The organism is Lachnoclostridium phocaeense, from assembly GCF_959599685.1.
Lineage (GTDB): Bacteria > Bacillota > Clostridia > Lachnospirales > Lachnospiraceae > Claveliimonas > Claveliimonas monacensis.
In genome coordinates, this window is sequence record NZ_CAUGIN010000002.1 from 65,424 (window position 1) to 91,520 (window position 26,097).

24 protein-coding genes and 1 other annotated feature are annotated in these 26,097 nt (G+C 56.4%); of the genes, 4 read left to right on the forward strand and 20 right to left on the reverse strand.

All coding sequences use genetic code 11. The features are described from left to right. Window positions 1-25: 25 nt before the first annotated feature. Both Q5911_RS01220 and Q5911_RS01225 read right to left on the reverse strand, forming a co-directional pair. Complete coding sequence (locus Q5911_RS01220) at window positions 26-1,051, reverse strand: ABC transporter substrate-binding protein (RefSeq protein ID WP_303180503.1); 1,026 nt, start codon at window positions 1,049-1,051, stop codon at window positions 26-28. Window positions 1,052-1,157: 106 nt separating this feature from the next. After that, window positions 1,158-1,407 (reverse strand) — a binding site (T-box leader). Between the two features lie 76 nt (window positions 1,408-1,483). Continuing rightward, window positions 1,484-2,881 (reverse strand): alanine/glycine:cation symporter family protein, encoded by a 1,398-nt coding sequence (locus tag Q5911_RS01225; RefSeq protein ID WP_076777924.1) that lies wholly within the window; start codon window positions 2,879-2,881, stop codon window positions 1,484-1,486. 314 nt (window positions 2,882-3,195) lie between these two features. Here Q5911_RS01225 and Q5911_RS01230 point away from each other — a divergent pair, with 314 nt between their 5' ends. The 4 genes from Q5911_RS01230 to Q5911_RS01245 are packed head-to-tail and all read left to right on the forward strand — an operon-like array spanning window position 3,196 to window position 7,381. After that, entirely contained in the window at window positions 3,196-4,143 is a 948-nt protein-coding gene (locus Q5911_RS01230) for an ABC transporter ATP-binding protein (RefSeq protein WP_331591313.1), read from the forward strand. Beyond that, a complete protein-coding gene (locus Q5911_RS01235) occupies window positions 4,127-4,993 on the forward strand; it encodes an ABC transporter permease (RefSeq protein WP_303180338.1) in 867 nt (288 codons plus the stop codon). The genes Q5911_RS01230 and Q5911_RS01235 overlap by 17 nt, the downstream gene beginning before the upstream one ends. Before the next feature lie 15 nt (window positions 4,994-5,008). Further along, window positions 5,009-6,391 carry a GldG family protein gene (locus Q5911_RS01240; RefSeq protein ID WP_303180340.1) on the forward strand — a complete coding sequence of 461 codons (1,383 nt, stop codon included), beginning with the start codon at window positions 5,009-5,011 and terminating at the stop codon, window positions 6,389-6,391. A gap of 15 nt (window positions 6,392-6,406) precedes the next feature. Continuing rightward, window positions 6,407-7,381 (forward strand): DUF4340 domain-containing protein, encoded by a 975-nt coding sequence (locus Q5911_RS01245; protein ID WP_303180342.1) that lies wholly within the window; start codon window positions 6,407-6,409, stop codon window positions 7,379-7,381. Window positions 7,382-7,462: 81 nt separating this feature from the next. On the opposite strand, the gene Q5911_RS01250 is transcribed toward Q5911_RS01245, so the two are convergent. The 18 genes from Q5911_RS01250 to Q5911_RS01335 all read right to left on the reverse strand — a co-directional run bounded on the left by Q5911_RS01250 (window position 7,463) and on the right by Q5911_RS01335 (window position 26,050). Beyond that, the gene (locus tag Q5911_RS01250; RefSeq protein WP_303180345.1) at window positions 7,463-7,807 is read right to left on the reverse strand and encodes a cupin domain-containing protein; all 345 of its coding nucleotides are present in this window, start codon (window positions 7,805-7,807) and stop codon (window positions 7,463-7,465) included. Between the two features lie 49 nt (window positions 7,808-7,856). Next, a complete protein-coding gene (locus Q5911_RS01255) occupies window positions 7,857-9,812 on the reverse strand; it encodes an ABC transporter permease (protein WP_303180347.1) in 1,956 nt (651 codons plus the stop codon). Further along, window positions 9,809-10,573, reverse strand: a complete 765-nt coding sequence (locus Q5911_RS01260) for an ABC transporter ATP-binding protein (protein WP_303180350.1) — start codon at window positions 10,571-10,573, stop codon at window positions 9,809-9,811. The genes Q5911_RS01255 and Q5911_RS01260 overlap by 4 nt, the downstream gene beginning before the upstream one ends. 128 nt (window positions 10,574-10,701) lie before the next feature. After that, window positions 10,702-11,655: a CPBP family intramembrane glutamic endopeptidase gene (locus Q5911_RS01265; RefSeq protein WP_303180352.1), complete on the reverse strand. Its 954-nt coding sequence runs from the start codon at window positions 11,653-11,655 to the stop codon at window positions 10,702-10,704. Between the two features lie 128 nt (window positions 11,656-11,783). Continuing rightward, window positions 11,784-13,106 (reverse strand): replication-associated recombination protein A, encoded by a 1,323-nt coding sequence (locus Q5911_RS01270; RefSeq protein WP_303180354.1) that lies wholly within the window; start codon window positions 13,104-13,106, stop codon window positions 11,784-11,786. Window positions 13,107-13,129: 23 nt separating this feature from the next. Continuing rightward, the gene (locus tag Q5911_RS01275; protein WP_226393887.1) at window positions 13,130-13,864 is read right to left on the reverse strand and encodes a tRNA threonylcarbamoyladenosine dehydratase; all 735 of its coding nucleotides are present in this window, start codon (window positions 13,862-13,864) and stop codon (window positions 13,130-13,132) included. A 132-nt stretch (window positions 13,865-13,996) separates the two neighbouring features. Further along, a complete protein-coding gene (locus tag Q5911_RS01280) occupies window positions 13,997-14,782 on the reverse strand; it encodes a polysaccharide deacetylase family protein (protein WP_303180357.1) in 786 nt (261 codons plus the stop codon). A 73-nt stretch (window positions 14,783-14,855) separates the two neighbouring features. Further along, the gene (locus Q5911_RS01285) at window positions 14,856-16,205 is read right to left on the reverse strand and encodes a sensor histidine kinase (RefSeq protein WP_303180359.1); all 1,350 of its coding nucleotides are present in this window, start codon (window positions 16,203-16,205) and stop codon (window positions 14,856-14,858) included. A 4-nt stretch (window positions 16,206-16,209) separates the two neighbouring features. Next, window positions 16,210-16,917 carry a LytR/AlgR family response regulator transcription factor gene (locus tag Q5911_RS01290; protein WP_303180362.1) on the reverse strand — a complete coding sequence of 236 codons (708 nt, stop codon included), beginning with the start codon at window positions 16,915-16,917 and terminating at the stop codon, window positions 16,210-16,212. After that, the gene (locus Q5911_RS01295) at window positions 16,898-17,791 is read right to left on the reverse strand and encodes an MBL fold metallo-hydrolase (protein ID WP_303180364.1); all 894 of its coding nucleotides are present in this window, start codon (window positions 17,789-17,791) and stop codon (window positions 16,898-16,900) included. Before Q5911_RS01295 ends, Q5911_RS01290 begins: the two co-directional genes overlap by 20 nt. 51 nt (window positions 17,792-17,842) lie before the next feature. After that, complete coding sequence (locus Q5911_RS01300; protein ID WP_303180366.1) at window positions 17,843-18,676, reverse strand: HAD family hydrolase; 834 nt, start codon at window positions 18,674-18,676, stop codon at window positions 17,843-17,845. A gap of 4 nt (window positions 18,677-18,680) precedes the next feature. Continuing rightward, a complete protein-coding gene (locus tag Q5911_RS01305; protein ID WP_303180368.1) occupies window positions 18,681-19,271 on the reverse strand; it encodes a GNAT family N-acetyltransferase in 591 nt (196 codons plus the stop codon). A gap of 3 nt (window positions 19,272-19,274) precedes the next feature. Next, the gene (locus Q5911_RS01310; protein WP_303180370.1) at window positions 19,275-19,802 is read right to left on the reverse strand and encodes a helix-turn-helix domain-containing protein; all 528 of its coding nucleotides are present in this window, start codon (window positions 19,800-19,802) and stop codon (window positions 19,275-19,277) included. A gap of 63 nt (window positions 19,803-19,865) precedes the next feature. Next, window positions 19,866-20,564 carry a hypothetical protein gene (locus Q5911_RS01315; protein ID WP_303180372.1) on the reverse strand — a complete coding sequence of 233 codons (699 nt, stop codon included), beginning with the start codon at window positions 20,562-20,564 and terminating at the stop codon, window positions 19,866-19,868. A gap of 365 nt (window positions 20,565-20,929) precedes the next feature. After that, window positions 20,930-22,330, reverse strand: a complete 1,401-nt coding sequence (locus Q5911_RS01320) for a DHA2 family efflux MFS transporter permease subunit (RefSeq protein WP_303180374.1) — start codon at window positions 22,328-22,330, stop codon at window positions 20,930-20,932. Then, window positions 22,320-22,784: a MarR family winged helix-turn-helix transcriptional regulator gene (locus Q5911_RS01325; RefSeq protein WP_303180377.1), complete on the reverse strand. Its 465-nt coding sequence runs from the start codon at window positions 22,782-22,784 to the stop codon at window positions 22,320-22,322. Before Q5911_RS01325 ends, Q5911_RS01320 begins: the two co-directional genes overlap by 11 nt. 234 nt (window positions 22,785-23,018) lie before the next feature. Further along, window positions 23,019-25,370 (reverse strand): ABC transporter permease, encoded by a 2,352-nt coding sequence (locus Q5911_RS01330; RefSeq protein ID WP_303180379.1) that lies wholly within the window; start codon window positions 25,368-25,370, stop codon window positions 23,019-23,021. Next, the gene (locus Q5911_RS01335) at window positions 25,367-26,050 is read right to left on the reverse strand and encodes an ABC transporter ATP-binding protein (protein ID WP_087172823.1); all 684 of its coding nucleotides are present in this window, start codon (window positions 26,048-26,050) and stop codon (window positions 25,367-25,369) included. Before Q5911_RS01335 ends, Q5911_RS01330 begins: the two co-directional genes overlap by 4 nt. Between the last annotated feature and the right edge of the window lie 47 nt (window positions 26,051-26,097).

Below are 26,097 nucleotides of genomic sequence, written 5' to 3' on the forward strand. Positions count from 1 at the left end.
CTGCCTCGCCTTCTGCTTTGATTCTCTATTCAGCGGATGACTCTGTGATCTCGTCAAAGCTTTCCACCGCGTTTTGTGCCAGTTCTTCCGGCACGGTGACGCCAAGATTTTCCGCCACTTTTGTATTTACGTAGAAGCCTGGCTCTGTAATGGTCTCATAAGCCATATCGGATGCCTGCTCTTCTCCTTTGAGGATCTTTGCCGCCATCTCACCTGTCTGCTCTCCAAGAGCCACATAGTCCAGGCCTTCCGCCGCCAGGCAGCCGATCCTTACCTGCTCGATCTCGCTTCCGAATACCGGGATGCCTTTCTCATTTGCCTTCTCAAGGATTGTCGGCAGGGAGGCAACCACTGTATTGTCTGTCAGATTGGTGATACAATCCACCTTGCTGATAAGATCGTCCGCTGCCAGGGAGATATCTGCCGTGGAGCTGATGCCGCTCTCCACGATCTCAAAACCGTAATCTCCCGCCAGTTCCTTGTAGGTCTCCAGAGCAGAGATAGAATTTGCCTCACTTGTGGTGTACATGATTCCCACTGTCTCAGCCTCCGGAAGCATCTGACGGATCATTTCAAGCTGCTCCTTAATAGGAAGTTCATCGGAGGTTCCTGTCACATTCCCCACCGGATTGCCATCCTCGTCCGCCAGCTCTGCTGCTACCGGATCTGTCACCGCTGTGTAAACAACCGGGATATCTGTATCCATGGCTGCGTTGTAAGCGCTCTGGGCAGTGGGGGTTGCAATAGCACAGATCAGATCCACCTTGTCAGATACAAAGGCGTCCGAGATCTGACTTGCCGTTCCCATGTCAGCCGCTGCATTCTGGTATTCTACTGTCAGATTTTCTCCCTCAACGATGCCCTCGTTTTCCAGACCCTTAAGGAAGCCCTCCCTGCAGTTATCCAGGGATCCATGCTCCGCAAACTGTGAGATACCTATTGTGTAGCTGTCCTCACCGGAACCGGAAGTGTCAGAGGAGCCGGAGCATCCTGCTGCCATCGCTGTTGTCATCGCCATCGTTAATACTACTGCCATCATTTTTCTTTTCATCATTGTTTTGTTCTCCTTTACTATTGATCTGTTTTTTTGCTGCCGTACAGGAGAGAAAATCTGTGGAGCGCCGGAAATAACAAAAAAAACCGTCCCAAACCTAAAGGTTTGAGACGGTAATAAAATCTTTATTATCGCGGTACCACTCAAATTGACAAATGTCCACTTTCTCATGTACTAACATACACTCCTGATTGATAACGGGTTCGGTTCCCGACAAGCCATACTCACTATTCAAAGTTTTCAAGCTGCCCTCGAAAGTCCATTCAAATATCCGCCCTGTATGGCAATCTCACCATCTGCCACTCTCTTTGACATTGCTGTGATAATCTACTTCTCTTTCTCATCGGTTTATAGAATATTTATTTGATATACAATACTTTACTCTGACAAAGCATTTTTGTCAAGAACTTTTTTACCTTTTAATTTCGATCAGTCGTCAATAACCGGTACAGGTTCTTCGGACCAGGCGTCCAGATCGTTTATGTACTTCTTCGTCTCGCTTGCTATAACATTGGACAGAAGGAGTACAGCTATCAGGTTAGGCACAGCCATCAGCGCATTCAGGATGTCTGCCAGAGCCCATACAACGTCCAGGGCGACGATAGGAGCGATCGCTGCCACAAGGATGTAAAGGGTACGGTACACGTAAATAACTTTCTTCCCGGCAAAGTACTCAACTGCACGCTCTCCGTAATAAGCCCATCCAAGAACAGTAGAGTATGCGAAACAGATAATACCAAGTGTCAGGATGATAGGTCCAAGATAGGGGATCTGCTGGAAAGCAAGTGTTGTCAGGACACCGCCGTCCTCAATCTCATCCGCATTGATATTCGGGTTCTTCATAACAGATGTCACGATAACAAGTCCGGACATAAGACAAACAACAACTGTATCCCAGAATGTACCTGTGGAGGATACCAGCGCCTGACGCACCGGGTTCCTTGTCTGTGCTGCTGCAGCCGCGATGGGAGCGGAGCCCATACCTGACTCATTGGAGAAAAGGCCTCTGGCAACACCGAATCTCATAGCTGCCATGATACCTGTTCCCACAAGTCCGCCTGCCGCGGCGCCCGGTGTGAAGGCCAAGGTGCAGATCGTCTTGATGGCCGGGATGATATAATCGTAGTTGATGCCGAGGATGATGAGACATCCCAGCACATAGAAGATGGCCATGAAGGGCACCAGCTTCTCACACACGTTTGCGATGGATTTGATGCCGCCGAAGATAACGATGGCTGTCAGCACTGCGATCACGATACCGATGATCCAGCCAGGAATCCCCACGTTCTCCTCCACGATGTTAGCGATAGCGTTCACCTGCGTGGCACATCCGATACCAAAGGATGCAAAGCCAGCGAAGATAGCGAAGATAAGTCCCAGTATCTTGCCGAAGGGCTGCCATTTCAGTCCTCTGGAGAGAGCGTACATGGCACCGCCCTGCATACGTCCGTCCTTTGTCTTCACGCGGTATTTCACGGCGATCAGGGACTCGGAATACTTTGTGGCGATCCCGAACACACCGGAGAGCCAGCACCAGAGCACCGCTCCGGGGCCTCCAAGAGCAATGGCTGTTCCCACGCCGACGATGTTGCCGGTTCCGATAGTAGCCGCCAGGGCTGTAGTCAGGGCTCCAAAGTTGGATACTTCACCTTCCGCTTCAGGATCTCTCGTAACGGAAAGCTTGATTCCCTTGCTGATAGACTTCCACTGGATGAAGCCAGTGCGGAATGTCATAAATACATGGGTTCCAAAGAGGAGGATGATAATCCACCATCCCCAGATCACATCGTCGATCGCATAGATTGCATTACTGATAGATTCAAACATAAAATGCCCCCTTTTTCTTTTTTCTCTGCGATTTTCCTTTACAAACAGCTACATAACAATACACGAAGAACTGCCTCCTCTTCATGTTCGTTTATAACATTCTATCAGAATTTTCTGATAATGGCAATACCCGTTATAAATATAACATATAAATAACAGCAGTTATAAGAATAATATATATTCTTTGAATTTCATGTATGCTATAAAATACAAAAAAGGCATGTGCGAAGACGTATTAGACATCTTCGCCCACACCTATTATGCATGGATGTATTATACGCCCGAAAAATCTGGTGAAATACTACGGCGATCACATGGCTGTAGATCACCTGAATTTTACCATCCAGAAGGGACAGATCTATGGATTCCTCGGGCCCAACGGCGCAGGGAAATCCACAACTATGAATATCATGACAGGGTACCTTGGGGCCACCGAGGGCCAGATACTCATCAACGGGCACGATATCCTCGCAGAACCTTACAAGGCCAAGAGGGATATCGGCTATCTGCCGGAGCAGCCGCCCCTTTACATGGACATGACAGTTCTGGAATACCTGAAGTTTGTGGCTGCTCTGAAACTCATCGACAAAAGCATCAAGAGTGCACAGCTTGACCAGGTGATCAGCCTGGTACGTCTGGAGCCTGTCAAAAACAGACTCATCAAAAACCTTTCCAAAGGTTACCGCCAGCGTGTCGGGCTTGCCGGTGCGCTCATCGGTTTCCCGGAGATCATCATCCTGGATGAGCCCACAGTCGGCCTGGATCCTCAGCAGATCATTGAGATCCGTCAGCTGATCCGAGGACTCGCCAAAGACCACACCGTTATCCTCAGCTCCCACATCCTGTCCGAGGTGCGGGAGGTCTGCGACCACATCATGATCATCTACCAGGGAAAGCTGGTAGCCAGCGACACACCGGAAAACCTGGAACAGAAGATGCAAGGGAACGAGACGATAGAGCTGCTCATCAAAGGCAGCCCGGAACAGACGGGCTCTGTCATCAGGCAGCTCCCCTCCATCCTCTCCTCACAGATCGAAGACTCCGGTGAGACAGGCTGCACAAAGGCTCTTCTCACTGTGAAAGAACAAAACGACATCCGCGAGGATATTTTCTGGACATTCTGCAAAAACGAGCTTCCTCTGCTCCGCCTGGCCAACACCCGGACCACTCTGGAGGATATTTTCCTGGAGCTCACCTCTTCAGAGTCCTCCCGGAACAATGACATCACAAAGGAGGATCCAACAGATGAGAGCAATTTATAAAAGAGAGCTGGACTCCTATTTCCACTCTATGATCGGTTACGTATTTATCGCCTTTTTCCTTGCTTTTACAGGAGTATATTTCATGGCGTACAACCTGAATTACGGATATCCCATATTTTCCTATGTGCTCAGTTCCCTTGTGTTCATTCTGCTGATCGCCATCCCTGTACTCACCATGAAGAGCTTCTCGGAAGACAGGAAAAGCAGGACAGACCAGCTTCTTCTGACAGCCCCGGTGTCCCTGGGACAGATCGTTATGGGAAAATATCTGGCCATGGTGACAGTCTACCTGATCCCCAGCCTGGTATTCTGTCTCTATCCACTTGTAATCAAGATGCAGGGAAATGCCTATCTGCTGACTGACTACTGCGGCATCCTTATGTTCTTCCTGATGGGGTGTGTGTTCATATCCATCGGCATGTTTCTCTCCTCCCTGACAGAGAGTCAGATCATTGCGGCCATCTCTTCTTTCGGCGTGCTTCTGGTCCTCTATCTGTGGGACGGAATTTTAGGCTTCCTGCCCTCTTCCGCCCTTCTGAACCTGATCATTCTCCTGGTGCTTTTAAGTCTGGTCAGTGTCCTTGTCTGGCACATAACAGGGAATCTGGTTATCGCAGGCGTCCTGGAACTCTTCTTCCTGGCCGCAGGTATTATCGTCTACGCAGTAGATTCCAGCCTCTATGAGAACCTGCTGCCAGATGTGTTGGGAAAGCTGGATCTGACAGCGCCTCTGACGGACGTAGTGGCCAGCAGCCTGCTGGATACAGGCAGTATCATCTTGTACCTTTCTGTCATCGGGCTCTTCATCTTCCTGACAATGCAGTCCATACAGAAAAGACGCTGGAGTTAGGAGGAACGCAAAATCATGGATAAGATCAAACATTCATTTAACAGTATTGCATCAAAGCAGGGCAGCTACAGCGTGGGACTGACTGCCCTCGTTATCGCCATTGTGGTGCTCATCAACCTCATTGTGGGGCAGCTTCCCAGCCAGGTCCGGCAGATCGACATCAGCACCAACAACATCTACGAGATCACGGACACGAGCCGGGAGCTGCTGGACGGTCTGGACAGGGATGTGACTTTTACGGTGCTGGCTGACAAAAGCAGCACGGACGAGCGCATCAGCAACTTTATAGACAGGTACAGCGCTCTTTCCAGCCACATCAGCGTGGAGTGGATCGACCCGGTGCTGCACCCCTCGGCTCTCACAACCTACAGCGCTGACTCCGACACCATCGTGGTATCCTGCGATGACACGGACCGGAGCACGACGGTCGCCTTCAGCGATATCATCACCTACGACGAGATGTCCTACTACACCACCGGGAGCGCCACTGAATCGGAGTTTGACGGGGAGGGGCAGCTGTCCAGCGCCGTCAACTATGTGACCACAGACGTGACCAGGAATGTGTACTACACCTCCGGCCACGGGGAGAGCTCTCTGTCCTCCTCTGTCACGGACCTGCTGGGCAAGTCCTCCCTGACACTGACCGAGCTGAACCTGATGATGACCTCCTCCATCCCGGAGGACTGTGACCTGCTCCTCATGGACGCCCCGGCCAACGACCTGTCGGAGGACGAGGTTTCCATGCTCACGGACTATATGGACGGAGGCGGCCACCTCTTTGTCATCCTGGGCAGCGATGTCAGCCAGACTCCCAACCTGGCCTCCTTCCTGGAGACATACGGGCTGACCTCTGCCGGCGGCTATATTGCAGATATGCAGAGAAGCTACCAGGGGAACTACTACTACATCTTTCCCGAGCTCTCCGTGTCCGGCGACATGGCAAACGAGCTCCAGTCAGATATGGTCCTCCTGGTCAATGCCAACGGGCTGGTGGAGGGAACTCCCTCCCGAGACACCATCACTCTGACCCCCTTCATGACCACCTCCTCCAGCGGCTACGCTGTGACAGAGGACGGCCAGTCTACCCAGGGGACCTATGTGCTGGGAGCCACGGCCACGGAGAACGACAGCCGGCTCACGGTCATCAGCTCAGAGTCCATGATCGACGAGACTATCACGAGCCAGTTTACCAATATCGAGAACCTGACTCTGTTCATGAACGCTGTGACCGCCAATTTTGACGACATAGAGAACCTTTCCATCGAGCCCAAGAGCCTGCAGATCGAGTACAACACCATGCAGTACACCGGTCTCATCGGTCTGGCAGCCATCGTCGGCATCCCCGTCGTCTTCCTGCTGTACGGCCTGCGCCGGTGGATGAAGCGTAGAAAAGCGTAAGGAGGAAATCTGGATATGGATATAAGAAAACACCGCACACTGTTTCTGCTGGGGGGCATTTTCATCGTTCTGGTCCTCATTTACCTGGCCCTCTCCTCTTACCAGTGGGATGCGGATGAGGCAGACTCCGGGGAGGACTCCCAGATACAGGTCACGGACCTGGGCGAGCTTTCCTCCTTCCAGTTCACGGACCAGTCCACCGGCACAGGCATGAGTTTTGTGAAGGAGGACGGCACCTGGTATATGGCAGATGACCGGGAAATCCCCCTGGACCAGACCTACATTGACGCCATGGAAAACACCTACGCCTCCCTGACTGCCACCAGACAGATCGATGAGCCGGACGCTCTGTCCGACTACGGGCTTGACAGTCCGGCCTACACAGTCCAGGCCACAGACGCCGATGGGAACACCACCACCTTCTCCGTCGGGGACGCGGCGGATGAGGACTACTATCTCACTGTGGACAGCGCCCAGGCGCCTGTCTACACAGTCACCAGCTCGGCTGTATCTGTCCTCCAGTACGATCTGGACACGCTGGTAGAGAAGGACACCATGCCCGCCATTGGGGGCGGCAATCTTCTGACAGCGGAATTTACAGAGAACGGGCAGACAACCACCTACTCCTCCGACGATGAGGAGCAGAGCGAGACCATCGCCACCATCGCCGGCGGATATGGGGCCATGACCCTCACTGACCTGGCCAGCTATCACGCCACCGCGGAGGAGCTGACGACCTTCGGACTGGACGAAGCGTCCCGGACCACGGTCACCCTGACCTACCAGGAGTCATCCTCCGACAGCTCCGACTCTGACTCCGGGGACAGCGAAGAGGAGGACAGCGGCAGTCTGACCTACACCCTCTACCTGGGCAGCGACTCGGGGGACGGCACCAGGTACGTGCAGGTGCAGGACTCCGACCTGGTGTACCTGGTGAGCAGCGATGTGCTGAACAACCTGCTTGGCATAGGAAACAGCACAGAAGAATGATCGTGTGCACCGCAAAGGGCGGACCGCATCCGGGAGAAGCTCCCGGGCGCAGGTCCGCCCTCTTTCATCTTGTCCTTCCTGTTATTTTTTCAGGATGAGGGCCACAAAGACCAGGTCCTCTGTCCCTGTGTTCTTCACCCCGTGGCCGTCCCCGTCCTTGCAGAAGGTCACATCCCCCGCCTCGATGGGAACTGCCTTCCCATTGTCGTCGTACATGCCGCTGCCGCTGAGCACGTAGTAAGTCTCTGTCTCCCCGTGGTGCTCGTGATGGCCCAGCTCACAGCCCGGCTTTATGGTCACGCGGCTGAACATCTTGCAGTGCTCTCCCAGCTCCTCGCCTGTGATGAGGGCCTCCTTCATGATAAATCCCGCGCCGCCGTTGACATGCTCTGCCTTGACAGTCTCTCTCTCTGATGTTTTTGTCATAGTGACATTCCTCCTTTGAACTGATCTGCCACTATTTTATCACACTGTCTCACTCATTGACAATCTTATAATACTCTCTCGCCGTGACGGCAAAGACCATCACATAGAAGACGGCGAACACCAGCACCGTGGCCGCCGTGCAGGCCAGGAACAAAGGCGTGTTGACAAGACCCAGCATGGCCAGCAGCTTGTCGATGACATTGAAGGCCACCGCAATGTGGATCACCGCCACCACAAGGGGCAGGAAGAACACCAGAAGCACCTGGCTCCGTATAGACCGCCTGACCTCCCGCTTTCCCATGCCCACCTTCTGCATGATCTGGTACCGCTCCCTGTCATCGTAGCCCTCTGAAATCTGCTTGTAGTAGATGATGAGCACGGTGGCTATGAGGAACATGGAACCCAGGTAGAGGCCGATGAAGAAGAGACTTCCATACAGGGAGAAGAAGTTCTCCCGGCTCAGTTCCCTGTTCTCGCACACAGCCCCGGGCACCTCCCGGCCCACACGGTCCGCAATACTCTGCACCGCCGCCAGACAGTCCTCCCGACTGCCTCCCATATCAAAGTAGGTGGAGTACTGGAGAGCGCCGTTCACCACGCCCATATCCAGTATGGACTGCACATCCGGCATGATCAGATACCAGCCGGTGACCACCCGGGCCACGCTCTTGTCCTCCAGCCGGAAATCCTTCAGCTCCTTCACCACCTTCAGCTCTTTTCCGTTGACTGTGATGGTGTCCCGGCCGTAGCTGCCCTCGTCGGTGACGAAGAGGATGACCTCGTCCGGGGCGAGCTCCGTGGGGTCCCCCTGGACCTTCTGGTAGTCCTCCAGAGGGATAAAATACATCTCCTGCATATCCTCCACCGTGTAGTCCACAGTCTGGCTGTTGGTAAAGGCTGTGTCGCTCTGCCGGAGCACGGCGGTGGCGCCGTACCTGTAGGACATGCCGTCCTCCTTCTCCACATGGCGGGCAGAGAGCTCCTCCTCCACGATCCGGTCTATGGACGAAATGGTCGCCGGATCGGAGGCGTCCGCCGTGGTGATGCAGTAATCGTAGGGGAACCGCTGGTCCAGTATGTCCTCCATCCCCGCGTAAAGGCTCACCGTGCTGGAGATGAGCACCAGCACAATGGTGCTCAGGATGCAGATATTGGCAAGCCCCGCCGCGTTCTGCTTCATCCGGTAGATCATGCCCGACACCGCTGTGAAATGATTTGCCTTGTAGTAGAAATTTTTCTTTTTCCTGAGCGCCTTCAGGACAGCAATGCTGCCCGCGATGAAGAGACAGTAGGTGCCTATGATAACAAGGACGACTGCCACGATAAAGGTGTCGATGGCGTCAATGGGCCGCTCCGTAGTGATCGCCAGATAGTATCCCACTCCCATTGCCAGCCCGCCGACAAGAGCAAGGAGCCACTTTGTCCTCGGCTCCCTCTCCCCCACATTGCCGCCCCGCAGGAGTTCCACCGGATTGGCCAGCTTTACCTGAAAAAGGTTGTAGAGCCATGTCAGGAAAAAGATAAAGGTAAAGAGGACCGCCGTGTAGAGGATGGAGGGCAGGGAGATATGGAAGCGTATGCCCACATCATACTGCAGGATGCGCAGGAGGAGAAGATGCATCAGCTTCCCGAAGACCATGCCTCCCAGTATCCCCAGCACCAGGCTGACAGCCCATATGAGCAGCGTCTCTACGGTGAGCATCCTGCCGATGTGTCCCTTCCCCATGCCCAGGATATTGTAGACCGCAATCTCCTTCTTCCTCCTCCTGATGAGAAAGCTGTTTGTGTAAAACAGGAAGATGAGGGAAAAAAGGGTCATCACCGGTATGGTGAGGAAGAGGATTGTGGTCACATTCCTGTTTCCGATGCTGTCATTCCTGGCCAGAGTATCCATCATGTAGTACATCATGACCGTGAGCACGGCCGTCAGCATGAAGGGAACATAGGTCTTCCCGTTGTTCTTTATATTGGTAACCGCCAGCTTTGCGTAGATCCTGCTGCTCACCTCTTCTCACCTCCCGTAGCCAGAACGGTCAGTGTGTCCGAAATCTTCTGGTAGAGCTGCTCGTTTGTCAGGCTGCCTCTGTAGAGCTGGTGGAACACTTCCCCGTCCTTGATGAACAGGACCCGCCCCGCCGTGCTGGCCGCCTTCACACTGTGGGTCACCATGAGGATAGTCTGGCCGTCTCTGTTGATCTGCATGAACATTCCCAGCAGCTCGTCTGCAGACCGGGAGTCCAGGGCGCCCGTGGGCTCATCTGCCAGGATAAGCTGGGGCTTTGTGATGAGTGCTCTTGCCACCGCGGCCCTCTGCTTCTGTCCTCCCGACACCTCGTAGGGAAATTTGCCAAGGATTTCCCGGATACCCAGCTTTTGCGCTATGGGCTGGAGGCGGCGGTCCATCTCCTCATACTTCTTTCCCGACAGGACCAGGGGCAGGAAAATGTTGTCCCTCAGGGAAAAGGTATCCAGCAGATTGAAGTCCTGAAAGACAAAACCCAGGTTCTGCCTGCGGAAGGCCGCCATCTCCTTTTCCTTCACCTTTCCGATATCATTTCCCTTCAGATAGACTCTCCCGGCGGTCGGCTGGTCCAGCGCCGCCAGGATGTTGAGGAGGGTGGTCTTGCCTGAGCCGGACTCACCCATGATCGACACATACTCGCCGGGTTCAACAGAGAAGCTCACATTTCGCAGCGCCTCCACCTGGCTGCCGCCAAACCGGGCCGTATATATTTTCTTTACATTTTTCACTTCCAGTAATGCCATGAAAATAACCTGCCTTTCTCTTCGTATGTTCTGTAGACATTATACCGAAGGAAAGGCAGGCTATCCATTTTTTCATATTACATTTCCGGGTCTGTACCTTACATTTTTGTCACACAGCGGCTGTCTCCCTAAAGCCGGCTCACTCCCTCCAGAGCCACCACTGTCTCCATGATGAGGAAGAGGAGCATCCAGAAGGTGGTGAAAGCCCACAGCCAGTACCTCCTGGGCGGGCGGTTCCGCCGCCACCAGGAGACGACCTTCTCTCTCTCCTTCACAAGGATGACGCAGGCCGCCAGGAAGAAAAATCCCGGCACGCCGTACTCCAGCACCGCCCCGGCCGTCTTCGGGAGAGCCCCCGCCAGCCGCCCCAGGAGGTCGCTGAACACCAGATTGTTGAGAACATGGATCAGGATGGACCACCCTATGGAGTACTCCACCGCCACATATCCGAAGACCAGCCCCGCTCCCACCGCGAAGGTGCCCTGCAGGAAATTCCCGTGCATGGCGCCAAAGAGGACAGCGGACAGGACGATCGCAAACCCTTTGCCCCCTCCCAGCAGCCTTCTCAATACAAATCCCCTGAATACAAGCTCCTCCGCCACAGGCCCTATCAGGGAGGCGTAGAGGAACATGGGCAGGTCGCCGCTCACTGCCGATGCACTCTCAGCCGCGTTCTTAAGAGTCAGTCCAAAGGGATTGAGGACCAGTTCTGCCAGGAGAGCCGCCACAGTAAAGATTGTCTGGCAGGCCATAAAAACGCAGAATATCCGGATAAAATTTCCGGACTCCATCTTTCGGCTGCTCCGGAATGCCTCCCTCACAAGACCTGTCCTGCGGCTGGCTATGGCCAGGAAGAGAAGTCCTCCGCACACGCCCGCAATGCTCAGTATCCCCAGGAAAGAGCCCATGTTCTGCCCAAAGGCCCCCACCGCCCGATCTGCCGCCTGCTCTGACCCGGCTCCTGCCATGATGGCGATGGTCCTGATAGCGACAGCTCCGAACATGACGGCTACCATGATCAGATTGTAGAAAAAAATATAGCCCGCTGTGCGGTTTGTCATTTTCCGTACCTGTTTTTTCATCTCTCTTTTTTACCTCCTTGTACCCCTACTATAGCCCCCAGACAAAAAGAGCACACATCCTCTGTTGCGAATGGTGCTCTTTTTGTTGTGAAAGGTGTAAAGGAGCTGCGGGCCCGTCAGTCCCTCTGTCAGTTCTTCTGTCCTTTTATCTTTCTCATATGCTCCTTGATCTGCCTCTCATATCCCATGTCCCCGGGCTCATAGAACCGGGTGCCCTGTATCTCGTCAGGCAGGTACTGCTGCTCCACATAATGGTCCGGGTAATCGTGGGCGTACTTGTAGCCTGTGCCGCGGCCCAGGTCCTTCGCCCCCCTGTAGTGGGCGTCCTGAAGATGCGCAGGCACGGTGGTCTTGTAGCGCCCCACATTCTCCATGGCGGCAAAAATGGCGTTCACCGCCGAGTTGCTCTTGGGGGCCGTGGCCACGTAGAGCGCTGCCTGGGACAGGATGATCTGGGCCTCCGGCATCCCCACCCGCTCCACCGCCTGGGCGGCGGAAACCGCCACGGTGAGAGCCATAGGGTCCGCATTTCCCACATCCTCCGAAGCGCATATCATGATCCTGCGGGCGATAAACTTGATATCCTCCCCCGCGTAGAGCATTTTGGCCAGATAGTACACGGCCGCATCCGGGTCTGACCCTCTCATGCTCTTGATAAAGGCGGAGATGGTGTCGTAGTGATTGTCCCCGGTCTTGTCGTAGCGGACCACCCGCTTCTGGATGCACTCGGAGGCCACCTCCAGAGTCAGGTGGATCTTTCCGTCAGCGGACCGCTCTGTGGTCAGCACACCCAGCTCCACCGCGTTCAGGGCGTTTCTTGCGTCCCCGCCCGCCACGTCCGCCAGGAATTCCAGAGCGTCCTCATCGATCACCGCGTCATAGCTGCTCATCCCCTTCTCTTTGTCGTAGACCGCCCGGTTGATGAGGGTCTTCACATCCTCCTTGCTCAGGGGATAGAGTTCAAAGATGCTGGACCTGGAGATGAGAGCCCCGTTTACCTCGAAATAGGGGTTCTCCGTGGTGGCCCCGATGAGGGTGATGGTTCCGTCCTCCACAAAAGGAAGGAGATAGTCCTGCTGCCCCTTGTTGAACCTGTGTATCTCATCCACAAAGAGGATGGTCCGGCGGCCGTACATTCCGCGGCGCTCCTTCGCCTGGCGGACCACCTCCTCCATGTCTTTCTTTCCCGCCACTGTGGCGTTGATCTGGGTGAACTCCGCCTTCGTGGTGTGGGCGATGACCTTGGCAAGGGTAGTCTTCCCGGTTCCCGGCGGGCCGTAGAAAATGAGGGAGCCCAGCTTGTCCGCCTTGATGGCCCGGTAGAGGAGCTTGTCCTTCCCGATGATGTGCTGCTGGCCCACCACCTCCTCCAGCGTCTCCGGCCGCAGCCTGGAGGCCAGGGGAGACTCCCTGTCCATATTCTGTTCTCTTGCGTACTCAAATAGATCCATATCTGTTCTGCCACCTTTCCAGCCTAAAGTCCTGCTATATCCCGCACCACTTCCCCCGCGATGAGAAGGCCTGCCACAGGGGGCGTAAAGGAGATGCTTCCCGGCAGGCTCCTCCTTTGTCCCTTGTCCTCCCCCGTGTCCCGTCCTGATACGTCCACAGGCTTTTCTTTGGAGTAGAGCACCTTCACATGCTCGATCCCCCGCTTTTTCAGCTCTCTTCGCATCACCTTGCAGAGGGGGCACACGGAGGTCCGGCTTATATCTTCAATCTCAAAGAGCTCCGGGTGGAGCTTGTTTCCTGTCCCCATGCAGCTGATGACGGGGATCCGCTCCCTGTCCGCCCTCTCGATCACCGCCAGCTTTGCCGTCACCGTGTCAATGGCGTCCACGATGTAGTCCGGCCTCTCCGCAAAAAGCGGGTCTGTATTGTCCGCCAGGACAAAGGTCTCAAAGGTCTGTACCTCCGTCTCAGGGCAGATATCCTGTATCCGCTCCCGCATCACCTCCGTCTTGTACCGGCCCACCGTGCTGTGGCAGGCGATGGACTGGCGGTTGATGTTGGTCATGGACACCCTGTCATTGTCCACCAGGATGAGACGCCCCACCCCGGCCCTTGCCAGAGCCTCGATGCAGTGGGAGCCCACGCCTCCCACCCCCAGCACCATGACCGAGGAGCTTCGTATTTTCTGCAGCTTCTCCTCCCCTATGAGGAGCGCTGTCCTTGCAAATTCATCTGCTGTATATTCCTGTTCTCTCAATTCTGTCATCCTTTTTGCCTTTTCTTTCTGCTTTTTTCCCTGCTTTTCAGCGCTGCCTTCACTGAAACGCCGATTTTCATATCGCCGCGCATGCCTGCGGTCCATGCCTCACGCCCTGCAGCGGCGCGCCCCTCAGGGCAGCACCAGCTCATCTGCCGTCACGAACGCAAATCCTTCGTCCCGGAGGATATCCACGATGCGCAGCGCCGCCTCCACGGAGGACTCGTAGCAGTCGTGCAGTAAAATGATATCACCATCCTCCGCCTCCGTCACTACCTTTTCTACGATCTGGTCCGTATTTTCCGTAGTCCAGTCCAGCGGATCCACCGTCCACAGGACCGGCAGTACCTGCAGCTCCTCCTCCAGCCTCTCATCCCAGACGCCAAAGGGCGGGCGCACATAGTCTGTGTGCTTTCCCGTGATAAGGTAGATGACTTTGTCTGTATCCCCTATTTCCCGGCGCAGATGCTCCTCATCCTCCAGATCCAGCTGGACGTGGTGATAGGTGTGGTTCCCGATGAGATGTCCCTCCCGGTCCATCCGCTCCACGATTTCCGGGTACTGCACCGCGTACATGCCGATGAGGAAAAAGGTGGCCCGCACATTCCGCTCCTTCAGCCCGTCCAGCAGCTTTGGCGTCCAGTCGGGGCTGGGGCCGTCGTCAAAGGTGAGCGCCACCTGCCGGGACTTTTCGTCCTCCTGCGCCTCAGCCTTGCTGCCCGCATCGGTCTCCGCCGTCCTGCCTCCTGCACCGGTCTCCACTGTCCCGCCGCCTGTGCCGGTCTCCCGGACCGGCGCCTCTGTCTTCGCTGTCACTTTGCCGGCCCCGGCCTGCTCTCTGAAGGAGCCGGCCAGGACCGGCAGGAGCAGGGCGCAGGCATACAGAAGGAACACGGCCCTCTTCCCTGGAAGCTTCATCTTTCCTCTCCCCCTGGGGCTTTTCTTCATATATATGAGAGAGGCACCCGGGACATTCGGAGGCAGCAACCTTTTACGCCCTGTTTTCCGCCGGAAGGAAGAGGAGGATTTCCAGGCGGTAGATCCGCTCCCCCTGCCCGCCATCCGGCGGCTCCAGGATTTCCCGCCGGAGAGTGCCCTGGTATTTCCTTGCCGCCCACTCCATATTGAGAAGGCCGAAGCCGTGCTCCTCCCCGTCTTCTTTTTCCGTATGCCCCAGGGGTATGTCCGCCCTGGCATTTCCTGCCGGATTTTCAAACACAAGGCTGAGCATCTGCCCCTGCTGCCGGATGCGGACCCGGACCCACCCGCCGTGAGGCTGGGCCTCCAGGGCATTGTCCAGGGCATTGGCAAAGAGGGCGCAGATGTCCGCGGCGTCTACCGGCAAGGGGGACGGCAGCCGGCCGTCCAGCCGTATCTCTATGCCTCTTTGGACTGCCAGCATATTTTTTTCATTCAGGATGGCATCCCCGATATCGTTTCCGCAGTGGAGGGAGATGTCCGCCATCTCCAGGCGCCCCTCCAGCTCCCCGATATAGCCGGAGAGACCGCTGTAGTTCCCCCTGTCGGCCAGCTCCCGGATGCACAGCAGGTGATTGCGGATATCGTGGCGGAACATGCGGAGCCTTGTGTCGCTCTCCCTGCGCGCCTGGAAATGCTTCAGCTCCGCCCTCAGGTAGGACCGGTTCAGGTCTGCCATGTACTGGTAGTAGGACCGCCTGTTTCCCTGCTGTACGAGCGCGGTCACAGACACCTCCAGGAGCACGGCCGCCACGCTGGCAAGGAGGGTAAAGCCCCTGGCCGCCTCCTCTGAGACTGGCAGCTCCTCTCCCCCCGCGATCATCACTCCAATGGCCAGGAGAAAAAGGCCCGTGCCGTGGAGGAGGTTCCGCTCCCACCTTCCCAGCCTTCTGTGGGCTGCCTCCGCCCGGAAGCGGCGCCGGGCTTCTCTGCTCTTCCAGAGAGCCAGAAGCAGGAGCCCCCAGATGAGAAGGTCTAAAAGCAGCTCCGAATTTCCCATATCGCTCACCCTGACCCCGGTCAGCACGTAGGGGATACCGAAAAGAAGGGAGGCCGGCGCGATGAGAAATCCCGTCACCGGGAGGAATAGAAAGAACCCCCTGGCCCTGTGCCTGTCCCTCACCGCCGATGTGTAGCCCCCGAAGACAGCGAGGGGCCAGAAGACCGCCAGATCCCCGTCTGTCCCCACTGTCAGGAAGAGCGCTGTCTGGCCGAAAAGGAAAATGCCCCAGAAGAGAGCCCATTTTCTCCTGGTGTCAAAGACCGGCTCCAGATAAATATAGCGGGAAATCAGGATGAGAACTATGAGGATCTCCGCCGCTCCCGCCAGGCTGTATAAGATTTTTCCTGTTTCTGCCGCCATCTTCCTACTCCTTTTCAGATATATACCGGGAGAGAGCCTGGACAAAAGCAGCCCGCTTCCCCCGGCTCACCGGCAGCCGGGTCCCATCTGACAGGATCACCTCCCGCCCGTCAAAGGCAGACACATGCCGCAGTCCCACCAGGTAGCTCCTGTGGATCTGGAAAAAATCCAGGGGCGGCAGTCCTTCCGCCTGGTCCTTAAGCTTCTTCCGGAGCAGGCAATGTCTCCCGCCTGTCATGTACAGGGTGAGATACACGTTCTCACTTCGGAAATACAGGATTTCTACAAGAGGGATAAAAAGCTCTCTCCCGTCCGCCTTCACCTGTATCCTCCTGTTCCGCCTTTCCCTCTCCTCCACAGCCCGCAGCGCCCCAAAGAGGGACGATTCCTCCACTGGCTTGGCAAGAAAACGGAAGGCCTCCACCTCGTACCCTTTCATGGCGTACTCTGTGTGGCTGGTGAGGAGGATGACCGGGATGGCGTCATTTACGTCTCTCACCGCCCGAGCCGCCTCCAGCCCGTCCATCCCCGGCATCTCGATATCCAGGAAGACCAGGGACCAGCAGAAGGGCTCTCTCTCCACAGCCCGCACAAGGGCCTCCCCGGAGGAGAAGGCGTCGATCCGCAGGTCCAGGCTGCGGTAGTATCTCTCCAGCTTCTCCCGGAGCATCTCCAGGAAAAGAGGCTCGTCGTCACATACTGCTATCCGCATCTTTTTCCTCCCTCATATCCTGAAGCAATTCTCCGGTATCCGGAAGCGCTTTCCCCGTATCCAGGACCACTTCCCCGCTGTGGATGGCCCGGAGCTGGTCCCCCATGATATCCTTCATCACGTCAAAGGCCCTCTGTCCTGTGCAGTGGCCTGTGAAGCAGAGAATACCCGTCTTCTTCAGGAGCCGGGCCGTCTCCCTGATATGTTCCAGGTCCGCCTCCTCATACCTGTCCTTCTTCATGTGGAAACCGCTGACCAGCACATCCGGCCAGTCTCCAAAAATCTCCCGGTATCTGTCCAGTATGTTCAGCACCCCGTTGTGGGCGCAGCCCGAGAGCAGCACGTGAAAATCCCCCTCACTTACCACAAGGCACTGTTCATGGCAAAAATCGTCCTGGATATACACCGCCCCGGCCTTCCGCTTCAGCGCCCGGTTGCCCTCCGGCCACATCCTGTGTCCCTCTATGCCGGAAAAAAGGAACAGCTCCCTGTCGATCCGGTGGTCTCCCTGGAGGAGCACGCACTGGGGCAGCCCCAGGATGCAGGGCTCCAGCCCGATGTACTTTTCACCCTCCGGCTTCAGGTGGTAAAAGCTCCCTCCCGCGCTTTGCTGCATATAAATCCTTGTCCCCGGATATTTCTTTGCGAAAGCGGGGATCCCGCCGCCGTGGTCATAGTGGCCGTGACTTAAGATCACCGCGTCCACCCCTCCCAGGTCAATTCCCAGAAGGTCGGCATTTGCAAGAAATCCATCACTTGCCCCTGTGTCCATGAGCACCTTATGTCTCCCCGTCTCTATGTAAAAGCTCAGTCCGTGCTCACAGCGGCAGCCGGGCTGGCCTTCTGTGTTTTCTATCAGGTTTACGATCCTCATCTGTCCTCTTCCTTTTATATATCTGTTTTCCTGCCCTTGTCCGGGCTTGACTCAGCGGGGAAGACACAGCCGTATCCCCTTCGCCGCTCCGCCGCGTCCGTTGGATGGAAGGATGATATCCGCCTTCTCCCTCAGCTCCGGCACGGCGTTCCCCATGGCCATCTTAAGGCCTGCCGCCCGGAACATGGGCAGGTCGTTCTCCCCGTCGCCTATGCAGGCCGTCTCTTCTTTCTTTATCCCAAGCCTTTCCGCCAGGGCGGCCAGAGCCATCCCCTTGGACGTCTTCTCGGAGAACACCTCCACGTATATGGGCGTGCTGGCCCAGGTCAGGCCCCGGGTCCTCTTAAGCAGCTTTTCAAGCCGTTCCCGCACGCCGGGACGCAGAAAATAAAACTGGATCTCCTCCACCCCGTACCTGGATCTTGCAATGGTCCTCTCCATGCTCTTTACACGGTACACGCCCCTGGCGTCCTTCCCGTATATCAGCCTGCCCAGAAGGACAAGAAGCCGCCCCTGTATCAGGTATTCATGGTGGAGATGGGCCGTGATGCCGGCCCCTGTCTTCCGGCAGTCCCGGAGAAGTCCCAGGGCCGTCTCCTTTGGGATCATAGACCGGAACAGGTCCTTTCCCGTCCGACAGTCTGTCACTGCGGCCCCGTTGGAGCTGATGACATATCGGTAAATCTCTCTCTCCCCCGCCAGCCGGTGAGGGAGACAGTGAAGGTTCCTGCCTGTCGCGGGCACCACAATGATACCCGCCCGGGCCGCTTCCCGCAAGGCTTCCACTGTCTCCCGGGACATGCGGCTCCTTCCATCCAGGCAGGTTCCGTCCATGTCCACAGCCAGGAGTTTGATCTTGTGTCTTTTCTCTTGTGTCTTATCCATCTTATCACTCTCCTTGCCGTATGGATGAAAAAGGCTTTACCTCAGGCTGCTCTTCCCGATGCGCTCCTATATTTTTTGCCATCCACACCATGTGGTACCACCTGTGGAATTTGTAGCCGCAGCTCGGGAACCGCCCCACAGTCCGAAATCCCATGCGCTGATGGAACAGGATACTGTCCCCGTTCAGGTACGGGTCTTCCCCCTCCGGGCAGGCGATGCAGGCGTAGAGATCCGTAATCCCCTGCATCCGCAGGATTTCCTCCAGGGCCTCGTACAGCTTCCTCCCAAGCCCCTGTCTCCTTCTGTCCCTCCGCAGATAAATGGACATCTCCGCCGCCCAGTCGTAGGCCCGCCTCTCGTGAAAGGGAGAGGCGTAGGCATAGCCCAGGATTTCTCCTTCTGACTCTGCAAGCAGGTACGGATACCGCTCCCTTATGCGGCGGATACGCTCTCTGAACTCTTCCACAGAGGGCACCTCATACTCAAAACTGACAGCTGTGTGCTCCACATAGGGCGCGTAGATATCCAGCAGCGCCTCCGCGTCCTCCTCACAGGCAGTGCGAAGGCGGATAGATTCCGTGTGTTCTATTGACATGCTCTATTTCCTCCATCTGTAAATAAGCAGGGAAGCAAGGATCAGCACAGCCCCCGCCGCCGAGACAGCAACCGGCAGCATCGGCTCCACCTTCCAGGCCACAAAGACTGCCGAGGGCCCGTCCGCCCCTGCAATGATCTTCAGGGCGCTCTGCTGGGAAGTCCACCAGAGGATACCCCAAATGAGCATGGCAGCGCCGATCAGCATCACGATGGCCAGCAGGATAACGCGCCGGACTGCCTGGCGTCTCTGCCCGGCCGCCAGCCTGACTGTCTCCGCCACTGTCTGTTCCGTCTCCTCTCCCGTCATTTTGTCCGGGAAGGTCTTCTCTCCTCTCAGAATGTCCAGGACTGTAACCCCAAGCTGCCCGGCCAGCGGCTCAAGAAGCGTGATGTCCGGGTAGCCCACGCCCCGCTCCCAGCGGCTGACAGCCTTGTCCGTCACCTGGAGCTTTGCTGCCAGCTCCGCCTGGGTCATATTTTTCCCCTTCCGCATTTCCGCGATAAAGCTTCCTGTCCTTTTTACGTCCATTTCATCCCCTCCTTCTAAAGAGAGTATATTCTAAGAGAATGGCTTTGTCAGCCTGTGTATGATCTATTTTCCGGATACACAGCCCGACGGTTCGTTTACCTGCTTTTCCCCGGCCCCTCTCCTCCCTCTCTCTGCGAGGGCAGCATAGATTTCGTCCACATCATAGTCCGGGGCAAACCGGCGGGCTGTCTCGCAGATGAGGCTTACCTTCTCCTCCGGCTCTCCCAGTTCCCCGAAATCTTCTATGATAGCAGAAATGGGCTTATCCTTTTTTAGTTTCGCACAGATCCAGGAGATAAGCTTTGTCTCCTCTCCCTGCTCCTTCGACTCCTGCAGCTCGTCTGCAAACAGCTCTCTCAATGCCTCGCACATTTCCTTCTCCTCCTTCATCCTGTCCCAGTTGGCCCGCACGATCAGATCCATGGCCGCCTGGTACCACTTTGAATGTCTGTGCCGCTCATATCTCTCCATCAGGTCCTGCAGCTCGCGGCCCTCCTTCAGGTTCCCCCTCAGATGCTGCAGCCAGTAATTGTCTCTCTCCGACAGCTCCCTTGTCACCAGGAGCTGCATCGCAAGGGCGTCTCCCTCAAGATAGTAAATCCCGTCACCCTGCCTGATGACCTTCATCCCTCTCGCCTTCTTCAGATGCCCCAGCAGCTTCCTGGGGTAGCGCATACACACGAATGTCAGGGTAATCTCCTCCGGGTCCACCTCCATCACCCGGTCCGTGTCTGACTGATACAGGCAGGCATAGGCGTACACCTTGTAGAAATCGTTGATGCTCAGATAGTCCTCCGGGGATTTGTACTCAATGATATTGTAGCTCTTGAATATCCTTCCGATATTCTTCTCCAGCCGGATGCCAGGACAGTCTTCTCTTCTCCTGCTCCATCCCTCTCCTCCTTGTCAGTATAATACAGTTTCTTCCCCACGCGCAACTTTTACATAAATTTTTCATCATTTCCAGGTGATCCGGCAGATATGCCCGATACGTCAGATATGAATGGGAACCGCTTTTTGAATGATGCGGTTCAAGAAATGTCTTCTCAAAAAAGAAGGTACTCCAAGTTTACATCAGCTTATATCTTCTGTCAACCAGGAGTACCCTTTGATCTATTATTTATTTCCTAACGCTCCCTGACAGCAAAGACCGCGATCAGCAGAAGTACTGCCGCTCCCACTGCCATCCAGAAAAAGGACATGTTCATGCCGTGCATCATGGCGTTGTCCCCGTAGGTCTCCGCTGAGGACGCAGCCACCATGGTCATGATCCCCACAAAGACCGCCGAGCCGATGGAGCCCGCGATGGTCCGAAGGGAGGTGAGAAGGGAGGAGGCGTCCGCTATCTTTGTGGGGTGCACGTTGCTGGTCCCCCAGGTGAGGAGGGGCATCATCAGGCTTCCGATGGAAATGTTGCGGATCACATTCAGCGCTGTAGCGGTCCACAGAGGCGTTTCCATAGAAAGGGAAAACATGCCTATGTTGCTGATGACAAGAGCGGCAGCCCCTGCCACAAAAATCTTCTTTATCCCAATCTCATCGTACAGCTTCCCGGCAAAGGGGCTGACAAGGGCCGTGGCCAGGGAGCCGGGAAGGGTCACAAGACCGGACACCACCGCCGAGTAGCCCATGACGCTCTGGACATAGAGAGGCATCATAACGGAGGAGCCCATCATCACAAGGTAGAGGACCATGCTGGAGATGACGCTTACCGCGTAATTCCGGTTGACCAGTATCTTCACATCCAGGAAAGGCTTCTCCAGCCTGCACTGGCGGGTCACAAAGAAGACGCAGACCACGGCTCCGAGAAGAAGCGGAACCCCTGCCTCTATGCTGAGAATGCCAAAGGTGCTCAGGTTCCCGATACCCAGGGTCACGCCGCCAAAGGCCACGATGCTCTCCACAAAGGAGACCACGTCAAATTTCTTGTCCTGCAGCTCCAGGACATCGTCAAACACGATACAGGATATGATAAAGGACAGTATCATGATGACCAGCGACACGTAGAAGATGGACTTCCACCCAAAGGCATCGATCATAAGCCCTGCGATGGTGGGCGCCACGACAGGCGCGGCCGTGGTGGCCAGACCGTATGTCCCCATCATGGTCCCCCGCTTCTTTATGGGATAAATGGTCATGATGACCACCTGGGCGGCTGTCATCAGCACGCCGTTGCCGCAGGCCTGCAGGACACGCCCCACCATCATCAGGGCAAAATCCCCCGCAAATATGCTGACCAGAAGTCCTGCGATAAATGCGCCTATTCCCGTCAGATACAGCCTTTTTGTCGGGAAACGGGTGATGAGGAAGACAGTCAGGGGCATGATCATACCCATGGCCAGGGAGTAGCCGCTGGTGATCCACTGGCCCACCGATGTGCTGATCCCGAAATACTCCACCACGCCCGGCAGAGCGGTTGTCATTGCCGTGGAGAGGACAGAGGAGGAAATGCCTGATACCACCAGGCACAGAAAGATCATGGCCCTCTGTCCATCCTTTATTTCTCGTTTTTTATGTTCATTTTCCATGATGTACCTCCATTCTATGCCATACCTTCTGATTGATGTTGTCGGACATGTGCCGCAGCGCCTGCTCTACAGCCTCCAGCTCCTCCGGGGCCATCCCCTGGCTGACAGTCTCGTAGAAATCCTGATGGATCTGACGGATCCTTCTGGCCGCCGGGACCGCCTTGTCGGTGGGATACAGATGCTTCACCCGCCGGTCCTGCTCATCGCCGCTGACTCTTATATATCCAACCTCCGTCAGCTTCTTGATGATCTTGGTCAGGGTCGCCTTGTCCACCCGGAACCGCTCTGCCATCTCCTGGGACGTGGCCCCGGGATGCTCCTGGAGATATTCCACATAGAACTGCTGGCCCCAGCCTATCTCATACCCGGACAGGCCCCGGTCATAGTACATCTTCATGAGCCTGTCGAAGATGGACACCCACCGGCCTATTTCCGGGAAATCTCTCTCTTGCATAGAAAATCCTCCTTGTCTTGCTTGTTCTGCTCCGGTGAAGGACTATACCACACTTTAGTAGCGTACGCAACTATTTTTTCTGTTTTTCACATCCTGACTATGTTCCTTCTCTCTGCCAGAATTAAAAAAACGGGCAAAGAAGAGGCGTTCGCAAGTTACCCCTGTAGTACAGCGCAAAGGCTGTACGGCAGCTTGCAAACGCCTCTTTTTACAAAATCCTGTCCCCGCACTTTTCTAAAGAGCGCTGATGGTGTCCACCACGGACATGTTCCTGATCCGCCTTGCAGGGCCCCACACCGCCAGCACGGCGGAGAGGGCCATCACCGCCAGTATCACGGCAAGGGCTGTTCCCGGTATCTGCCACTCATCTCCCCAGCGGGAGGTGATCATGGACTGGTAGAGCAGCCTGTGGAGGGGCAGGCCCACAACACAGCCAAGGAGCATGCCCGAGAGCACATAGGTGAGCGCCTCCGCCGCCACCATCTTAATGAGCTGCCCGCTGCTCATGCCGATGGCCCGCATGGCCCCGTACTGCTTCATCCTGGCCTCCACGCTCATGCCAATGCTGTTGATGATGTTGAACATGGAGATGAGGGCGATGACAGCCAGAAACCCGTACACAAAGATGACCATGGAGTACCAGACTCCTCTCACCTCGCCGTTGTCCATGCGCCGGTCCGAGAAGGTCGTCTCCTCTCCGCCCAGGCTGCGGATTTCCTCCACGTCCCCCTCCGTTGCATTTCCCGCAAGCTGCACGTCGATGATGGTGTAGCCGTCCTGACCTGTGAGCTGGCTAAAAAGAGCCTCGCTGCAGTAGACATTCTCCGCCCCCTGCTGGGTTCCCACGATGGAGAAGGAGGTGAGGGCTGTGACAGGCAGCTTCTGCACGCCGTAGGAGGTCTCCAGAGTGATCACATCCCCCAGCTTGAGGCCCTCGTCCTCGCTGACGTAGACGCCCATCACGCCGTCTCCCTTTTCCACACTCTCTATATCTCCCTTTATAATGCCCTCCCCGGCCCAGCCAAGCTGGTTCTCCTCCAGGGAGATGAGGTTGATGCTGCCCGCCCTCCCGCCGGTCTGCGCCGGCAGCTCATAGGCAAAGCTCCTGCCGTAGACCCGCTTTACATAATCCTTCCCCTCAAGCTCCCGGGCCAGATCTTTCGGGATGGAGCAGGTCTCGTCTGCGCTCACCACGGACACGTCCGGTGTGTAGGGCCGCAGGGGCACCAGGGCGTGGTGCATGAAATCCACCGCCGTGCTGAAGGACAAAAAGAGCAGGATGCTGAAGGCAAAGGAGGCGGACAGCAGGATGAAGTTCCGCTTCTTTCCCTTTGCGTGGTGGATGCCAAGCACCGTGTCCACGAGGAAAAACCTCGTCCTGGCCGCGCGCCTGACCCTGGTGATCTCCCCGGTGTTCCCCGACACTGCCGCAAGGGGAGATGCCTTGGAGGCCTTTCTCGCCGGCGCCCTGGCGGCCAGCAGGACCGTGATAAGGCCAATGACAGCGCCCGCCGCTATCCCCGGCAGGCTGACGCCAAAGACCGGCATATCGCCGAAAAATCTGTCGCTCACAAGCCGCAGCAGAGCACACAGAGCCCAGGTGACAAGAACCCCTGCCAACACCCCCAGGGGAATGGCGGTCACGCACCAGCCAAGGGCCTCCCGGCGCACAAAGCGGACAACCTGCCTCTTCTGGGCACCCAGGCACCGGAGCATGCCGAAAAATCCGGTCCTCCTGGCAATGTTGCTGCTGAGGCTCCCCGATATCATCAGCACGCCTGCCAGGACAACGAGGAGCGCCAGCACTGCCGCTGTCCCGTAGAGCTGGAAGATGTAGGGGTCGCTGCTCTGCAGCATGAGGGCAAGGAGCTTCGCGTTCTGCCCCACCTGCTCGTCACTTAAGGAGTAGGCGTCCCTGATCTCCCTGATCTTCTCCTGGATATCGCACCAGGGCGTGAAGGACACGTAGAACTCCCCGTCCAGCTCCTGGGTGTCCTTCATAAAATACTCCTGGTAAATCTCCCGGTCCGTGAACATGCCGTAGACGCCCTGCTGCAGGATGGAGGAGGTGTCCCCCGTAATGCCCGACACGGTAAAGCCAAGCTGCTCTCCCTCCGGCGTATCCAGAGTGACCTTGTCCCCGACGCCGATGCCCAGCCTGTCAGCGGCAGTCTCCGTCAGCACGACACCGTCCTTCGTCCCCTCAGGGAAGCTCCCCTCTTTTATCTCTACGGAGGGGTAAAGGTCCAGGAACTCCCTGTCAAATCCGCAGATGACGGTCTCTGTCCCCTGGATCTGATAGCCCATGTCCACCCAGTAGTTGGTAGCTCCATACCAGGAGCTCTCCTCCACCTCGGGCCTTGCGGCGATCAGCTCCTGCTGCTCCCGGGTCAGTACCCTGAAGACCGCATGCCAGGCCCCGTCGCTCTTTACTGTGGAAATCCGCTGCGCCCGGATCTCCATATCCGCCATGCTGAAAATGGCGGCCACGAGAAACACAGCCAGGAAAATGCAGATCCTTGTCATGAGGCTCTGCTTCCTGTGTACCTTCCCGGAAATTTTCACCAGGTCCAGATAGCTCTTCATCGCCTCACACCTCCCATCTCTGTGAGGACTCCGTCCGACACCTTCATGACCCGGTCCACAGAGGCGGTCAGGTTCATATTGTGAGTGATCATGAGGACGGTCTGCTGGTAATGCCGGGACGCCTTGCAGAGAAGGTCCATCACATCCCGGCTGCTCCTGGAGTCCAGGTTGCCCGTGGGCTCATCTGCCAGCACGAGCATGGGGCGCATGACCAGGGCCCGGCCAATGGCCACCCTCTGCTGCTGCCCGCCGGAGAGCTGCCCCGGCAGATGGTGGCGTCTCTCTGTGAGCCCCAGCAGCTCCAAAAGCTCCTCCACCTGCCCCTTCTTTGGCTTCCGATAGTCCAAAAGCAGGGGGAAAATAATGTTCTGCTCCACGTCCAGCTCCTCGATGAGATGGAAGGACTGGAAGATAAAACCGATATTCTGTCTGCGGAAGATGGTCCGTTTGTTTTCTGTCATAGAGAAAAGGTCCTCTCCGTCCAGGTACACCTTTCCCCCTGTGGGAGCGTCCAGCCCGCCGATGCAGTTCAGAAGGGTGCTCTTGCCGGAGCCGGACTCTCCCACCACGGCGGCGAACTCCCCTCGTTCCATGGAAAAGGAGACGTCCCGGAGGGCCCGGACCGCCGCTTCCCCCTTCCCGTATGTCTTGCTGAGATTTTCTACACGTAAAAGTTCCATTGTCTTTGTCCTCCTTATCCGGCGCCGGCCAGGCCGGCTCCTTCCTT

Coding starts and splice junctions, on each gene's coding strand:
- Q5911_RS01220 (WP_303180503.1), bottom strand. CDS start 1,051: ATGAAAAGAAAAATGATGGCAGTAGTATTAACGATGGCGATGACAACA.
- Q5911_RS01225 (WP_076777924.1), bottom strand. CDS start 2,881: ATGTTTGAATCTATCAGTAATGCAATCTATGCGATCGACGATGTGATC.
- Q5911_RS01230 (WP_331591313.1), top strand. CDS start 3,196: ATGGCTGTAGATCACCTGAATTTTACCATCCAGAAGGGACAGATCTAT.
- Q5911_RS01235 (WP_303180338.1), top strand. CDS start 4,127: ATGAGAGCAATTTATAAAAGAGAGCTGGACTCCTATTTCCACTCTATG.
- Q5911_RS01240 (WP_303180340.1), top strand. CDS start 5,009: ATGGATAAGATCAAACATTCATTTAACAGTATTGCATCAAAGCAGGGC.
- Q5911_RS01245 (WP_303180342.1), top strand. CDS start 6,407: ATGGATATAAGAAAACACCGCACACTGTTTCTGCTGGGGGGCATTTTC.
- Q5911_RS01250 (WP_303180345.1), bottom strand. CDS start 7,807: ATGACAAAAACATCAGAGAGAGAGACTGTCAAGGCAGAGCATGTCAAC.
- Q5911_RS01260 (WP_303180350.1), bottom strand. CDS start 10,573: ATGGCATTACTGGAAGTGAAAAATGTAAAGAAAATATATACGGCCCGG.
- Q5911_RS01265 (WP_303180352.1), bottom strand. CDS start 11,655: ATGAAAAAACAGGTACGGAAAATGACAAACCGCACAGCGGGCTATATT.
- Q5911_RS01270 (WP_303180354.1), bottom strand. CDS start 13,106: ATGGATCTATTTGAGTACGCAAGAGAACAGAATATGGACAGGGAGTCT.
- Q5911_RS01280 (WP_303180357.1), bottom strand. CDS start 14,782: ATGAAGCTTCCAGGGAAGAGGGCCGTGTTCCTTCTGTATGCCTGCGCC.
- Q5911_RS01285 (WP_303180359.1), bottom strand. CDS start 16,205: ATGGCGGCAGAAACAGGAAAAATCTTATACAGCCTGGCGGGAGCGGCG.
- Q5911_RS01290 (WP_303180362.1), bottom strand. CDS start 16,917: ATGCGGATAGCAGTATGTGACGACGAGCCTCTTTTCCTGGAGATGCTC.
- Q5911_RS01295 (WP_303180364.1), bottom strand. CDS start 17,791: ATGAGGATCGTAAACCTGATAGAAAACACAGAAGGCCAGCCCGGCTGC.
- Q5911_RS01300 (WP_303180366.1), bottom strand. CDS start 18,676: ATGGATAAGACACAAGAGAAAAGACACAAGATCAAACTCCTGGCTGTG.
- Q5911_RS01305 (WP_303180368.1), bottom strand. CDS start 19,271: ATGTCAATAGAACACACGGAATCTATCCGCCTTCGCACTGCCTGTGAG.
- Q5911_RS01310 (WP_303180370.1), bottom strand. CDS start 19,802: ATGGACGTAAAAAGGACAGGAAGCTTTATCGCGGAAATGCGGAAGGGG.
- Q5911_RS01320 (WP_303180374.1), bottom strand. CDS start 22,330: ATGGAAAATGAACATAAAAAACGAGAAATAAAGGATGGACAGAGGGCC.
- Q5911_RS01325 (WP_303180377.1), bottom strand. CDS start 22,784: ATGCAAGAGAGAGATTTCCCGGAAATAGGCCGGTGGGTGTCCATCTTC.
- Q5911_RS01330 (WP_303180379.1), bottom strand. CDS start 25,370: ATGAAGAGCTATCTGGACCTGGTGAAAATTTCCGGGAAGGTACACAGG.
- Q5911_RS01335 (WP_087172823.1), bottom strand. CDS start 26,050: ATGGAACTTTTACGTGTAGAAAATCTCAGCAAGACATACGGGAAGGGG.